Origin of the sequence: Streptomyces sp. LN549 (genome assembly GCF_043203805.1) — a bacterium.
GTDB lineage: Bacteria > Actinomycetota > Actinomycetes > Streptomycetales > Streptomycetaceae > Streptomyces.
In genome coordinates, this window is the sequence record NZ_JAZHRI010000002.1 from 4,966,890 (window position 1) to 4,979,644 (window position 12,755).

At 71.3% G+C, this 12,755-nt stretch carries 15 protein-coding genes; 7 read left to right on the top strand and 8 right to left on the bottom strand.

Annotated features, from left to right (window positions below; genetic code table 11):
* Positions 1-15: 15 nt before the first annotated feature.
* The gene (gene thpR / locus SH922_RS22465; RefSeq protein WP_393059687.1) at positions 16-579 is read left to right on the top strand and encodes an RNA 2',3'-cyclic phosphodiesterase; all 564 of its coding nucleotides are present in this window, start codon (positions 16-18) and stop codon (positions 577-579) included.
* A 121-nt stretch (positions 580-700) separates the two neighbouring features.
* Here thpR and SH922_RS22470 read toward each other — a convergent pair whose 3' ends face one another.
* The gene (locus SH922_RS22470) at positions 701-1,477 is read right to left on the bottom strand and encodes an alpha/beta fold hydrolase (RefSeq protein ID WP_393059688.1); all 777 of its coding nucleotides are present in this window, start codon (positions 1,475-1,477) and stop codon (positions 701-703) included.
* A 90-nt stretch (positions 1,478-1,567) separates the two neighbouring features.
* Here SH922_RS22470 and SH922_RS22475 point away from each other — a divergent pair, with 90 nt between their 5' ends.
* Both SH922_RS22475 and SH922_RS22480 read left to right on the top strand, forming a co-directional pair.
* Positions 1,568-2,092, top strand: coding sequence for a PadR family transcriptional regulator (locus tag SH922_RS22475; protein WP_393063654.1), 525 nt, complete (start codon positions 1,568-1,570; stop codon positions 2,090-2,092).
* Positions 2,093-2,155: 63 nt separating this feature from the next.
* Complete coding sequence (locus SH922_RS22480) at positions 2,156-3,151, top strand: aldo/keto reductase (RefSeq protein WP_393059689.1); 996 nt, start codon at positions 2,156-2,158, stop codon at positions 3,149-3,151.
* A 37-nt stretch (positions 3,152-3,188) separates the two neighbouring features.
* Here the strand turns inward: SH922_RS22480 and SH922_RS22485 are convergent, their stop codons facing one another.
* Both SH922_RS22485 and SH922_RS22490 read right to left on the bottom strand, forming a co-directional pair.
* Positions 3,189-3,320, bottom strand: coding sequence for a hypothetical protein (locus tag SH922_RS22485; RefSeq protein ID WP_393059690.1), 132 nt, complete (start codon positions 3,318-3,320; stop codon positions 3,189-3,191).
* Between the two features lie 150 nt (positions 3,321-3,470).
* Positions 3,471-4,448: a peptidoglycan-binding protein gene (locus SH922_RS22490; protein ID WP_393059691.1), complete on the bottom strand. Its 978-nt coding sequence runs from the start codon at positions 4,446-4,448 to the stop codon at positions 3,471-3,473.
* A 374-nt stretch (positions 4,449-4,822) separates the two neighbouring features.
* Here SH922_RS22490 and SH922_RS22495 point away from each other — a divergent pair, with 374 nt between their 5' ends.
* A complete protein-coding gene (locus tag SH922_RS22495; RefSeq protein WP_393059692.1) occupies positions 4,823-5,320 on the top strand; it encodes a hypothetical protein in 498 nt (165 codons plus the stop codon).
* A gap of 9 nt (positions 5,321-5,329) precedes the next feature.
* Here the strand turns inward: SH922_RS22495 and SH922_RS22500 are convergent, their stop codons facing one another.
* Positions 5,330-6,013 (bottom strand): glycoside hydrolase family 11 protein, encoded by a 684-nt coding sequence (locus tag SH922_RS22500; RefSeq protein WP_393063655.1) that lies wholly within the window; start codon positions 6,011-6,013, stop codon positions 5,330-5,332.
* Between the two features lie 274 nt (positions 6,014-6,287).
* Positions 6,288-6,557 carry an LPXTG cell wall anchor domain-containing protein gene (locus SH922_RS22505; protein ID WP_393059693.1) on the bottom strand — a complete coding sequence of 90 codons (270 nt, stop codon included), beginning with the start codon at positions 6,555-6,557 and terminating at the stop codon, positions 6,288-6,290.
* Between the two features lie 176 nt (positions 6,558-6,733).
* Here SH922_RS22505 and SH922_RS22510 point away from each other — a divergent pair, with 176 nt between their 5' ends.
* Entirely contained in the window at positions 6,734-7,735 is a 1,002-nt protein-coding gene (locus SH922_RS22510; RefSeq protein ID WP_393059694.1) for an endonuclease/exonuclease/phosphatase family protein, read from the top strand.
* A 95-nt stretch (positions 7,736-7,830) separates the two neighbouring features.
* Positions 7,831-8,931 (top strand): hypothetical protein, encoded by a 1,101-nt coding sequence (locus SH922_RS22515; RefSeq protein WP_393059695.1) that lies wholly within the window; start codon positions 7,831-7,833, stop codon positions 8,929-8,931.
* A 40-nt stretch (positions 8,932-8,971) separates the two neighbouring features.
* Here SH922_RS22515 and SH922_RS22520 read toward each other — a convergent pair whose 3' ends face one another.
* Entirely contained in the window at positions 8,972-9,631 is a 660-nt protein-coding gene (locus SH922_RS22520) for a GNAT family N-acetyltransferase (protein WP_393059696.1), read from the bottom strand.
* Positions 9,632-9,857: 226 nt separating this feature from the next.
* Entirely contained in the window at positions 9,858-10,613 is a 756-nt protein-coding gene (locus SH922_RS22525) for an SDR family oxidoreductase (protein ID WP_393059697.1), read from the bottom strand.
* Positions 10,614-10,708: 95 nt separating this feature from the next.
* Here SH922_RS22525 and SH922_RS22530 point away from each other — a divergent pair, with 95 nt between their 5' ends.
* A complete protein-coding gene (locus SH922_RS22530; RefSeq protein ID WP_393059698.1) occupies positions 10,709-11,308 on the top strand; it encodes a TetR/AcrR family transcriptional regulator C-terminal ligand-binding domain-containing protein in 600 nt (199 codons plus the stop codon).
* 103 nt (positions 11,309-11,411) lie between these two features.
* Here the strand turns inward: SH922_RS22530 and SH922_RS22535 are convergent, their stop codons facing one another.
* Complete coding sequence (locus SH922_RS22535; protein ID WP_393059699.1) at positions 11,412-12,425, bottom strand: SGNH/GDSL hydrolase family protein; 1,014 nt, start codon at positions 12,423-12,425, stop codon at positions 11,412-11,414.
* Between the last annotated feature and the right edge of the window lie 330 nt (positions 12,426-12,755).

Consider the following 12,755-nt stretch of genomic DNA (forward strand, 5'->3'; position numbering starts at 1 on the left):
TGCCAGACTCGCCGCATGAGACTCTTCGCCGCCGTCCTGCCACCGGCCCCCGCGGTCGAGGAGCTGCGCCGTGCCGTGGTCCCTCTGCGCTCCCTGCCCGGCGCCGACACGTTGCGCTGGACCGGGACCCCGGGCTGGCACTACACGCTGGCCTTCCTCGGGGAGGTCGACGAGGAGCTGCTCCCGGACCTGTACAGCCGGCTGGAGCGGGCCGCGCACCGGACCGAGGCGTTCGGGATGCGCGTCCACGGCAGCGGCCGGTTCGACGGGCGGGCGCTGTGGGCGGGGGCCGCGGGCGCGCTCGACACCCTGCGGCTGCTGGCCGAGCGCGCCCACGCCGCCGCGCGCCGGGCCGGGGTGCCGATGGAGGAGCACCGCCGCTACACCCCGCACCTGACCCTGGCCCGAAGCCGGGTCCCGGCGGACCTGACCCCTTTCACCGCAGCGCTCGAGGGCTTCGAGGGCCTGCACTGGGAGGCGGGTGAGCTCAGTCTCGTACGCAGTAGTCTGCCGGTGGACGGGGTGCCGGGGGAGCAGCCCAGGTACGAGGTGGTGCGGGCCTGGGGCCTGGGACGCTGAGCGGGGCGGTTACGCTCGACGGGTGGACCCGAAGACCAGAAACCGCATCATGGCCGCCGTGCTCGTGCTGATGTTCGCCGTCGTCGCCGTGGCGGCCGCGGTCGGCTGATGACGGCCTGCCTCAGCTGAACCCCCGCGCCGTCTCCTTCGCGAACGCCCCGGGGTTGTCGAGCATGATGTTGTGCCCGCAGTCCGGGACCGCGACCACGCGTACCCCGCCTGCCGTGAGCGCGTCCTCGCCGGGCAGCGGCCCGTCGCTCTCCGGCCGCAGGTAGGTCGCCGGGATCGGCAGCTCCAGCAGGAGCGCACGCATCGTCGGTGTCGTCCCGCGCGCCAGGTGGACCGCGCTGCGGTGCAGGGCCTCGGGCCCGGCGAGCCGCATGGTCGACCACCAGTGCGCGCCCACCCGCTCGCGCACCTCGTCCCGGCCGTGGGCCAGGAACTCCTCCTCCGTGTACGCGGCGATGCCGCTGCTGCCCGCCGGCGGCACCGGCGACGGGACGACCGGGTCGAGATTCGCGTCCACCAGCACCAGCCGTGCCACCAGGTGCGGGTGGCGGGCCGCGAGGACGATCGCCACCGCGCCGCCCATGCTGTGCGCGACGACCTCCGCGGCCCGGACGCCGGCCGTCTCCAGCGCGTCCGCGACGGCGTCCGCGTGCTCCTCCAGGGTGTAGCCGAAGTCCGTGGGCCGGTCGCTGATGCCGAAGCCGAGCAGGTCCATCAGCAGGGCGCGGCCGCCGGCGAGCAGCGGGTGGGTGGCGCTCGCCGTGAAGTAGGGGCCGCTGGAGGCGCCGAGTCCGTGCAGATAGAGCCGGGGCGGTGCGGCGGCGTCGTGGCCCGCGATCTCCACCCACCGGATACGCGCGCCGCCGGCCGTCACCTGTGCGTCCTGCATGTCTCCTCCTCGGATCCCGCTGCCCCTCGCAAGCATCGATGAGACTATACATCGGCATCGAGGTATAACGACATGGGGGAAGATACGGGAATGCTGGAACTGGCCATCCTGGGATTTCTGTACGAGCAGCCGCTGCACGGGTACGAGCTGAAGCGGCGGGTCGCCCACCTCACCGGCCATGTGCGCCCGATCGCCGACGGCACCCTCTACCCCGCGATCAAGCGGCTGGAGCGCGCCGGCTGGCTCGACCGCCGCACCGAACCCGGCAGTAGAGCCGCACCCCGGCACACGCTCACCCTCACCGACGAGGGCCGCGACGAGCTGCGCCGCCGGCTGCGCGAGGCCGGTGACCTGGACATCAGCGACGAGAACCGCTGGTTCACCGTCCTCGCCTTCCTGCGCCACCTCACGGACCCGGCCGAGCAGGCGGCCGTACTGCGCCGGCGGCTGGCGTTCCTGGAGGAGCCGAGCAGCTTCTTCTACGAGGGGGAGCGGCCGCTCGGAGCGGAGGCGTTCGACGACCCCTTCCGCCGGGGCCTGTTGGGGATCGCCCGCGCGACCAGTGAGGCGGAGCTGGGCTGGCTGGCCGGGACGCTGGCCGGACTCGAGGGCTGACCTCTGCGCGGATGCCGACGGGTGCTTGCTTCGAGCGGACTCGAAGGCGTTGGCTTGGGCCTCATGAAGTACACACATCTGGGACGCACCGGACTCGAAGTCAGCCGCCTCGTACTCGGCACCATGAACTTCGGCCCGCAGACCAATGAGTCCGACAGCCACACCATCATGGACGCCGCACTCGACGCGGGCGTCAACTTCTTCGACACCGCCAACGTCTACGGCTGGGGCGAGAACAAGGGCCGCACCGAGGAGATCCTCGGCACCTGGTTCGCCCGGGGCGGCGAGCGCCGGGACAAGGTGGTCCTGGCCACGAAGGTGTACGGGAACATGGCCGCCGACGGCGACGCCTGGCCCAACCACCACAAGCTCTCCGCGCTGAACATCCGGCGTGCCGTCGACGCCAGCCTCAAGCGGCTGCAGACGGACCACATCGACCTGTACCAGTTCCACCACATCGACCGGGACACCCCGGTCGACGAGATCTGGCAGGCCGTCGACGTCCTGATCCAGCAGGGCAAGATCCTTTACGCGGGCTCGTCCAACTTCGCCGGCTGGAAGATCGCGCAGGCCAACGAGACGGCACAGCGCCGGGGCTCGTTCGGTCTGGTCAGTGAGCAGTGCCTCTACAACCTCGCGGAGCGCCGCGCGGAGATGGAGGTCATCCCGGCCGCTCAGGAGTACGGCCTCGGCGTCATCCCGTGGTCGCCGCTGCACGGCGGGCTGCTCGGCGGCGCGATCCGCAAGGAGAGCGCGGGCGGCTCCGCCCGCTCGACCACCGGCCGGTCCGCCGAGGTGCTCGCCGACCCCGTGGCGCGGGCGCAGATCCAGGCGTACGAGGACCTGCTCGACAAGCACGGCCTGGAGCCGGGCGAGGTGGGCCTGGCCTGGCTGCTGACCCGTCCCGGTGTCACGGGCCCGATCAGCGGTCCGCGCACCCTGGAGCAGCTGGAGTCCGCGGTGCGCGCGGTCGACCTGGAGCTCTCGGACGAGCTGCTGGCCGGCCTCGACGAGATCTTCCCGGGCCCGGGCCCGTCGCCGGAGGCCTTCGCCTGGTAGACCCGGCAGGCCGGGCGGCCCGGGGTGCTGCGCGCACTCAGGCCGTCCGGCCGCTCCGGTGCGCGGAGGGGGCCAGGATCTGCCCGAGCACCCCGGCGGTGAGGAGCCGGACGGCGCAGCCGACCGGCAGCGCGCCGAGGGGCCCGAGCGGGGAGAGGTGGGCGGGCACTCCCCAGACGGTGAGGCCGTTGATCCAGCCGATGAGCTGACAGGCAGTGAGTGGCCCAGCGCGTCCCGGTACCGACCGGTGGGGGACCGCAGGTCGGTCCCCCACCCGCACGAGCGGCGTCACGAGGGTGCCTCAGGGGTCCGGCGCGCGTCAGCCGACCAGCGCCTGCCAGGTCACCGGGCCCGCCTCGCCGTCGACGACCAGCCGGTTGAGTCCCTGGTAGGTGCGCACGGCGGACGTGGTGACCGCGCCGAACGTGCCGTCGACCGCCAGGCCGGCGCTGCGCTTGTTCAGCGCGTTCTGCAGGGCCCGTACGTGGGAGCCGCTGCCGCCCTGCCGCAGGGTGTGGACGAGATGCGGCCAGGTCGCCGGTCCCACCTGGCCGTCGGCCACCAGGCCCTTGGCCTTCTGGAAACGCTTGACGGCATCGGACGAGACCGAGCCGTACTGCCCGTCGGCCACCAGGCCGTAGCCGCGCTGCGTCATCAGGTACTGAATGACGACGACCGTCTTTCCGCTCGCGCCGGGATCGATCCTGGGCCAGCCGCCGCCCAGGTCCACGCCCCGGGCGGCCATGAAGGTGACCGGGTTGCTCGTGACGCCGAGCCCTCCCGTATGTGTCTCGAAGTGCAGGTGGGGCCCCGTCACATTGCCGGTGGCTCCCATGTCGGCGATGCGCTGGCCGGCGGCGACCGTGGCGTTGAGCGCGACCCGGTAGGCGCTGAGGTGGCCGTAATAGGTGTACTGGCCGCTGCCGTGCGAGACGACCAGGGCGTTGCCGGTCCGGCCGGTGAGGCCGCCTCCCCATGAACGGCGGACGACCGTGCCGGCCGCCGCCGCGTACACCCCGGTGCCCGTCGAGTTCGAGACGTCCTGACCGGCGTGCGCGGCACCGCCCCGGGAGGCGCCGTAGTGGCCGCCGGCGGGGAAGCGGCCGAGAGCGGGGTTGGCCCATCTGCCGTTCTTCGGCGTGGCCGCGGAGGCCGTCGTGGCTCCGGTCTGCAGGCCCAGCACGGACAGGCCGAATCCGAGTCCCGTCCCGGCGATCAGTCCGCGGCGGGACAGCCCGCCGCGCCGCTCGGTCTCTTGCGTCGTCGCCTCGATCGCCGCTGCGCAGGAATCGCACATGTTCGCTCCCTCAGGTCCGCTGAATCGGGCACGGGTTGTCGACGTGGGCACCTCGTGAAACAGGTGATTGAAGTGAGCGCGTCAAGCGTGTCCACTCGCATGGACACTAGGGAAGCGGCACCGGTCGGGCCATAGGTCCACGGGCCCGGTCCGGGCCCATTACCGGCGGAACCGTTCCATGTGCCGGCCCTGCCCTAGCCCTTGATCGCGACGCGATACGCGGAGGCCCGCAGCACCACGGCGGATGCCGGGCCCGCCACGGCCCGCACAGTACAGCGATCATGCTGTCCGGCTGTCCGGCTGTCCGGCAGGCGGGATTTCCGGGGGCCGGTGGGTGCCGGATGGCGCACAGCCCGCGGCGTAGCCTGGGAACCGTGAATTCCACTCCCGCGGTACTGGCCGTTCTCGGCGACCTGCTCGCCGCCGCAGCTCCCGACGACCGCGGAGCTCTCTGGCAACTGGCCGAGCAGGGAAGGGAATTGGATGCCAACCTGGTCCGCCTGCCACCGGGCGCCGAGGTGGGGGAGCATCAGGAGGACGTACTGGACGTGCTTCTCGTGGTCCTGGAAGGCGACGGCCGCCTCACTCCGGGCGGCGGCGAGCCCCTCGCTCTGAGCCCCACCACTGTGATGTGGCTCCCGCGCACCTCGCGCCGCTCCCTGGCCGCGGGCCCGGACGGCCTCGCCTACCTCACGGTGCACCGCCGCCGTCCGGGTCTCCGGATCAGGAGTGCGCCGGCTGCTGCGGTGACGTACGAGGGGGGCGAGGCGCCCTGTGCCCTGGACCGGGTCTGCCCCGAGTGCGGCCGCATGGCGCAGGAGTCCGCACCGAAGTACTGCAGCGAGTGCGGTGGGCGCTTCCCGGGCCGCTGACCCCGGAGGTTATCCGCTCACGGTGATACGGGAGTTACCGCTGCTCTGGTAGCCCTCGGTCGCGAGGATCATGTAGTAGTTGAAGCTGCCCATGGGCATTCCGTGACTGGCCCACGCGTCGAAGTGGTTGCCCGTGGTGATGCTGCCGCCGGTCCGCTTCGACTGCCGGACGCTCCAGTACTGGTTGAACGTCTTGGTGCCCTCGACGGAGGGGGCGTTGGTCCGGGTCGTCTGGTAGATGTCGTACGTACCGCCGTCACTGCTGACCGTGCCCTTGTACGTGCCCGTGGGCCGGTAGGTGCCCCAGTTGTCGACGATGTAGTACTCCACCAGCGGGTTGGCCGTCCAGCCGTAGAGGGCCAGGTAGGCGTTGCCCGACGGGTTGAAGCTGCCCGAGTAGTTCACGGTCCGGCGTGCGCCGTTGCTCCAGCCCTTGCCGGCGACGAAGTTGCCGACGTTGCTCCATGAGGTGCCGTAACTGCCGCCGGACCCCAGGGTCATGGATACCGATCCGCCGCCGTCGGTCCAGAACGAGTAGTAGAAGCCGTTGTTGGTGCCGGTCTGGTTCGTGGTGATGGTCGTGTCGGCGTGGGCGGTGCCGGGCAGGACGAGCGCGGTCGTCGCCAGCGCCAGGGCGCCGGCTCCCCCGATGAAACCGCGGCGGCTGATCGGCTGGGCGGGAGTGCTGTCCATGTTCATGGTTCCTCCTCGTGAAGGCTGACCGGTGTGACGCCGACAGGCTCGTGCGACGTCATGTCCGTGTCAACAGTTTCGGCAAGTATTGCGAAACTACTTCTCCGGTTCGTTAGCCCTTGAGGGGAATACTCCCTGTTCAAAAGTCCCGCGCGGACGGCCGGGCGGGACTTTGTCAGCGGAAGCCCGGATTCAGGGTGCTTGTGAGGGTCGTGAAATTCCGAAAGTTTCGAGAAATGAACCGATCACACTCGGGGTAGTCGGATGGTGGGCGTCAGCGCTTCGGGCGACGGCGTCCCAGGAGGAAGAGGCCGGCGGCGACGAGGAGGAGGCTTCCGCTCGCCGCGAAGAGTGTGGCGGATGCGCCGGTGTCGGCGAGCCCGCCGACCGGTCCGTGGTGGTGCCCACCGTGGCCCGGTGGCGGGGTGGGGCGGCCATACGTGTGAGTCGGCGTCAGCCCGGTGAGTGCGGGTGCCGGGGCGGCACGGGATCGGTGGGAGTCGGTGTCGGCTCGGTCGGCGTCGGGTCCCCCGTGCATGGACATGGGCCGTGAAGCTCCGGCCGGACGCTCAAGTCCGTCGCGGATGCGCCACGTTGACGCGATGTCCGGGCCCCCCTTCTGCCGGCGTCGGGAGGGTCGCGCGAACGCGTCCGGAACTGCCCGCCCCCCGCAGCCCGTCCTGGACAGCAAGGTCAAGCAGACGGGAATCACGGAACATCATGGCGGAGCGGACGGACAGCGTTGTGACCACGACGGCGAAAGCCGGTGTCTCCTGGTGGGCGTGGGAGCGCCCGGGGCGCTGGGCGCGAGGCCGGGTGATCGCCGGGTTCGCCCTGCTCACGGCGCTCCTGATCGCGTTCCCCCGGGTACTGCCCAACCGGCCCGGACACCTGGGCAGTCTGCTGGATGCGTTCCTGCCGTGGCTCGGCCTGGCGGTCGTCCCCCTGCTCGCTCTGGCCCTGCTGCGCCGCTCGGCCACCGCACTGCTGTCCCTGCTCCTGCCGGTGGCGGCGTGGGCGTACGTGTTCGGCGGGCTGTTCCTCGCCGCGCCGGAGCCCGGTGAGCGCGACCTGGTCGTGGTGCAGCACAACGTGAGCGACGTGAACACGGACCCGGCCGGCACGGCCCGAACCCTGGCCGAGGCCGAGCCGGACCTGATCGCGCTGGAGGAACTGGTCCCGGCCGCCCTTCCGGCGTACGAGAAGGCCCTCGCCCCGCACTTCCGGTTCCACGAGGTCCGGGGCACCGTCGGGATCTGGTCGAAGCACCCGCTCTCCGACACGCGTGCCGTGGACATCAAGCCCAAGGAGATCACGGAGGGCTGGAGCCGTGGCCTGCGCACCGTGGTCCACACCCCGTACGGCGAAGTCGCGGCCTACGTCGCCCACTTGCCCTCGATCCGCGTCGGCGCGAGCGGGTTCGCCTCCTCCTGGCGGGACGAGAGCGCCCACCTGCTGGGCAGGGCCGTCGCCGCCGAGACGGTCGGCAAGGTGATCGTGCTGGGCGACCTCAACAGCACGGTCGACGACCGCGGACTCTCCCCCCTGACTTCGCAGCTGAACGCATCGGAGCGCGGCTTCGCGTTCAGCTACCCCGCGTCCTTCCCCCTGGCCCGGATCGATCAGGTCCTGGCCCGCGCGGCGACGGTCGGCCGCATCCACACCCTGCCCGCCACGGGCAGCGACCACCTCCCGGTCACCGCCCGCGTCACGCTGAGGTGAGGAGAACTGCCGGGCTGTCGGGCTGTGTGAAGATGCACGCATCATTGGCCGGTCCTGGGGAGGGTCCGGCGCGTAGCAGGGGTGGGAGCGCAGCAATGGGCAAGGGTGAGACGTCCATACCGGACGAGGAGTGGGAGCGCTTCCTGCGGGACGCGGAGGCGGGGGTCTCCGGTGCGCCCGAGGAGCCGTCGGCGCGGGCCCGGATGGTGACGCAGCGGCTGGGGGCGGAGTCGGGGTCTCCGGCAGGGTGGCGTACTCACCAGCCGCCGTCCCGGCAGAAGAGCAAGGTCTGGTACGTCGTGGGGTTCTTCGTCGCCGTCGCCCTGCTCGTCGTATCGCTGATTCCGGGGTGGGCGACCGGCTGGTTCGACGGTGGAGGCGGTGACACCGCGCCCCTCGCCGCCGAGTCGGAACGCCCGACCCGGCCGCCGGCGACGGAGCCCGCCGCGGAACTCCCCACCCTCGACGAACCGTTCAGAGGTTCTCCCGCAGCCCGGTGGGGAGACGGAGCGGCCGCGCTCACCCTGCCCGGGGCGCGGGCCACGGGCTGGATGAGCAAGGCGCAGGTCGCCCAGGCGCTCGAACGGTCGCGGGACTTCCTCGCCGCGTCCGGCCTCGATCACCGCGTGCTGCGCGGGGAGCGGCCCAGGAACGCGATCGTGCTGATGAATCCGCATCAGAAGGACGTCCAGGAGTACGTGACCGCGGCGCTGCGCACGCCCAGCGCCGAGAACGATCCGCTGCTGCTCTTCAGCCGCTTCGCGCCGTCGAAGGTGCGGGTCGTCGGGGACGTGGTGAAGACCCGCGGCCTGATCACGTACCGCGAAGGCAAGCGCGGTGCGGTCGAGGTGACGGCCGATGTCACGTACGTGTACCCGGTGGTACGCGCCGCCGCCGGCAGCGACGAGGTCACGCGCACGATCGTGCGCCGCGAGATCGTCATGAGCTGGGACGACCCGGCGAAGATCATCATCAAGCCGGGGACGTTCTCCCTGGTGTCCTATCGGTCGGACAGCGCCAACAGCGGCTGCGACAACCACACCGGTTACTTCGCCCCCGAGTTCGCCGCAGACCGTGCCGCCGACGACGACAGGCACGACGGTGCCGTGGTCGATCCGTACGACCGGAGCGTGTCGATGGACGTACTGGTGCCGGAGGGCGGCGATGGGGAATGCGGGACCGCCACCCGGCTGTGAGCGGGACGCGGATCGTGAACGCGGCCCGGGAACAGCCACGTCAGCCCGGGTTCCGGTCCCGCCCCTGAAGGTTCATCCCCAGGATGAACGCGGCGGGCTCCTCCACGAGCTCCTCGAACCCGAGGTGCCGGTAGAAGCCGACCGCGGCGGCGTTCGCCTTGCCCACGCCGAGGTGGACGCCGCGGACGCCGCGGGTGCGCAACTCCCCGAGCAAGGTGTGGATCAGACGGGATCCGTTGCCGCCGCCCTGTGCCTCGGGCAGGAGATCGATGTGCAGATGGGCGGGGTACGCGGCCGCCACATCGGCCGGCGCCGTAGGGGGGCGGTCGATCCACTTTCGCGCGAAGGCGTCGGCCGAGCCCTCGCGGCTCGGTGCTCCGCTGTGCCGGGCGCGGAGGGCGGGCCACCATTCCCGTTCGAGGGTCTCCTCGAACGCGACCGTGTCGGCGACGCCGAGGACGTACCCGGAGGCGGGCTCACCCGGGCGGGCGAGGACCCAGGCGAGGTCGGGGGCGTAGCGGAGGTAGGGGCCGAGGAAGACGTCGCCGGGGAGGCGGGGGTCCTCGAACGAGTCCGTCGCGTCCTTGCCCGACGCCGCGGTGCGCAGGCAGATCTCGTAGAGCCGGTCGGCCTCCGCCGTGTCGTCGGTGCGGGCGGCACGGATCCCGAACTCTGCGGCTGGTTGCGGACGGTCGTTCACGGGTGCCTCTCGGGGAGCGGACGGGGAGTCGAGGACCGGGGCCCCACGACCTCGGAACGATACGGCGCCCCCGCTCGTCGCGGCACTGCGCCCGCATCGCTCTCCACTCGGCCCGGACGCCACCGCCTCGCGGCACAGCCCGCCCCACAGCGTAGATCCGGCGAAACGATCAATGGCGACGGGAGAGTCGCGAGCGATGTGGGCGTTCCGCCGGACGGCCGCGGGCTCAGGCGATCCCGCCGTTCGCGTAGAGGACCTGCCCGTTGATCCAGCGGCCGGGGCCGGCGAGGAACGCGACAGCTTCGGCGATGTCGGCCGGCGTGCCGAGGCGCTCCAGCGGGGTACGGGACGCGATCGCGTCGACGACCTCCTTCGGCTTCCCCTCCAGGAAGAGGGGTGTGGCCGTCGGGCCGGGTGCGACGGCGTTCACCGTCACGTCGCGGCCGTTCAGTTCGCGGGCCAGGATCAGTGTCATCGCCTCGACGGCGCCCTTAGTGGCGGCGTAGGCCCCGTAGGTGGGCTGCTGCAGGCGGGTCACCGAGGTCGAGAAGTTGACGAGTGCGCCGCCGGTCCGGAGCGTACGGGCGGCGAGCTGCGACACGACGAACGTGCCGCGCACGTTGGTGCGGTGCATGCGGTCGAAGTCGGCGAGGTCGAGCTCGGCGATCGGAGCGAGGAGCATGATCCCGGCCGTGTTCACGACCACGTCGACGCCGCCGTACAGCTGCTCGACCGTCTCGAAGAGTGCGGCCATCGCGTCCTCGTCGGCGACATCGCCGCCGACCGCGGTCGCGACCCCGCCGGCTGCCACGACGGCGGCCACGACCTCGTCGGCGCGGGACTTGTCCCGGCCGTAGTGCACGACCACGGCGAGCCCGTCGGAGGCCAGCCGCTCGGCGACGGCGCGGCCGATGCCGCCGGAGGCGCCGGTGACGATCGCGACGCGGGGCGCGGATTCTGCGGATCCTGCGGTGGGGTTCATGGGGTGCGGCCTCCCTCAATATTTATGGACGACTCGTCCATAAAATAAATGTAGACTGATCGTCCATATACGGCAAGCCCGGAGGTCGAGCACAGGTGGACGAGCCGAAGGAGCCCGGCAGGCGCGGCCGCGGACGCCGCCCGGCCGCGGAAGTGCGGCAGGCCGTACTGGAGACCGCAGGGGCGATGCTGTTCGAGGCGGGGCTGACCGGGATCACCTTCGAGAAGGTGGCCGCCCGTGCCGGTGCGAGCAAGATGACGCTCTACAAGTGGTGGCCCTCGCCGGGGGCGCTCGCCTTCGAGGCCTACTTCGCGGCCGTCGAGGACACCCTCGCGTTCGCGGACACCGGCGACATCGAGCGGGACCTCACGGCCCAGCTCCACTCCTTCGTCGGCCTGCTCACCGCCCCGGCCACCGGCCATGTGATCGCCCAGCTCGTCGGTGCGTCGCAGACCGACCCCGCCCTGGCGGACGCGCTCGCGGAGCACTACACGCACCCGCGCCGGCGACTCGCGGTGGACCGGCTCACCCGCGCGCAGCGCGCGGGCCAGATCCGCGCCGAGGTCGATCCCCAAGTGGTCGTGGACCAGCTCTGGGGTGCCTGCTACCACCGCCTGCTGCTGCCGGACGAGCCCCTCGACACCGCCTTCGCCGACGCCTTGATCGGCAACCTCCTGCGCGGCATCCGGGGGTGAGGCCGCTCCGCGTGCGGGCCCGAACCGTGTCGACCGCCGACGTGGCAGAGGTCGCGCGGACGCCCCGTCCCATCGCGGCCGGGGCGTCCCGCCGTGCAGCCGCCTACTGGGAGGCGAGGGTCTTCCCGATCGTGTCCGCCACGGCTGCGGCCTGGATGTCGCGGCCGGTGCGGTTGGGGTGGACGTACCAGGGCAGCTTGATGCCTGAGAACTCCGCCTCGGACGTCTCCAGCATCGCGCCGATGCCGCGCCGGGCGCCGTCACACGCGGTGTTGGAGCCGGTCTGGCTGTAGAGGTCGGTGTAGGCGGCCCCGGCGTCCTCGGCGACCTCCTTCATGAGGTCGTTGAGAGGCTTCTGCACTCCGGTGTCCAGGAACTTCAGTGCGTCCTGCTCGATGTCCGCGAGCGGCTTCTCGGTCCCGCCCGGGATGTTGCTCAGACACTTGGTGGTGTCCGCCGGGACGATCCGCGGGTAGCCGACGAGCACGATGCGGGCGTCCGGGGATTCCTGCTTGATCTCGTCGATCATGTGGTGGAGATCCCCGAAGACCGTACCGAATTGGTGGTTGAGCCAGTCGGCTCCCTCTTCCCCCTTGAAGAACGTGGCGCACTCCGAGGCGGGCTGGGACGCGTCGACGGGCTCGGCGGGCAGGAGGAGACCCTCGTTGCCCCGGAGCCGTTCCGAGCACTGCTTCATGATGTTCGCGAAGCCGAGCGTGTTGCCGCCCATGCTGCCGACCACCAACTTCGTGTCCGGCTTGAGGGCGGTGATCTGTGCGGGCACGGACTCGAGCCCGAAGGGCGGGAGCGGCTGCGGGCGCCACACGTGGTGGATCTGGGCCGCACCGCAGGACACATCTGCCTGGACGTCGAGCGGAGTGCCGGCGGATGCGAGCTGCTCGGCCGCCTTGGCGGGGTAGTTCTCGGTGGCCCGGAAGCACGTTGCGGGGGTGCCGGCCGGGGAGATGCCGAAGTTGGCGGTGTACGAGTCACCGATGAACACGGTCGGCACGGGAGCGGCGGCGGGGGCAGCGGCAGGAGCGGCGACGGCGGCCGGGACGGCTGCCGACACGCACAGCCCGAGGGTCACGAGTGCGGCCACAGAGGTCTTGCGCACAGAGGTTCCTTCCGGAGTGCCCAGAAAAGGCACGTGATGGTTACTCAGCGCATTTAAGCGGCTCTGTAGAGTGACGCTTCGTGCAGTCGTTCCGTTCATGCCCCCGAATGAACCTGTCACCGAGGCGGTCGCGTCGGATCGCCACGTACGGATCGGCGCCGGAATCTGCGACCTGACCAGCACTTATCCACCGAAGGCATCGAGTGTCGCCCCGGAGAGAGTCTGCGCCTCGCTCGATGATCAACATCACCCGACCGTGGCTGTGGACTCCTGCCGGCGGACGCGCCGACGGCCGGCGTCCCGCCGGCAGGAGTCCACGGGCGATGAGTT

Excerpts from the sequence above, each read along its gene's own strand:
- SH922_RS22500 (WP_393063655.1), bottom strand. The coding sequence starts at position 6,013 with ATGGACAGCACTCCCGCCCAGCCGATCAGCCGCCGCGGTTTCATCGGG.
- thpR (WP_393059687.1), top strand. The coding sequence starts at position 16 with ATGAGACTCTTCGCCGCCGTCCTGCCACCGGCCCCCGCGGTCGAGGAG.
- SH922_RS22510 (WP_393059694.1), top strand. The coding sequence starts at position 6,734 with ATGGCGGAGCGGACGGACAGCGTTGTGACCACGACGGCGAAAGCCGGT.
- SH922_RS22490 (WP_393059691.1), bottom strand. The coding sequence starts at position 4,448 with ATGTGCGATTCCTGCGCAGCGGCGATCGAGGCGACGACGCAAGAGACC.
- SH922_RS22470 (WP_393059688.1), bottom strand. The coding sequence starts at position 1,477 with ATGCAGGACGCACAGGTGACGGCCGGCGGCGCGCGTATCCGGTGGGTG.
- SH922_RS22505 (WP_393059693.1), bottom strand. The coding sequence starts at position 6,557 with ATGTCCATGCACGGGGGACCCGACGCCGACCGAGCCGACACCGACTCC.
- SH922_RS22480 (WP_393059689.1), top strand. The coding sequence starts at position 2,156 with ATGAAGTACACACATCTGGGACGCACCGGACTCGAAGTCAGCCGCCTC.
- SH922_RS22525 (WP_393059697.1), bottom strand. The coding sequence starts at position 10,613 with ATGAACCCCACCGCAGGATCCGCAGAATCCGCGCCCCGCGTCGCGATC.
- SH922_RS22515 (WP_393059695.1), top strand. The coding sequence starts at position 7,831 with ATGGGCAAGGGTGAGACGTCCATACCGGACGAGGAGTGGGAGCGCTTC.
- SH922_RS22475 (WP_393063654.1), top strand. The coding sequence starts at position 1,568 with ATGCTGGAACTGGCCATCCTGGGATTTCTGTACGAGCAGCCGCTGCAC.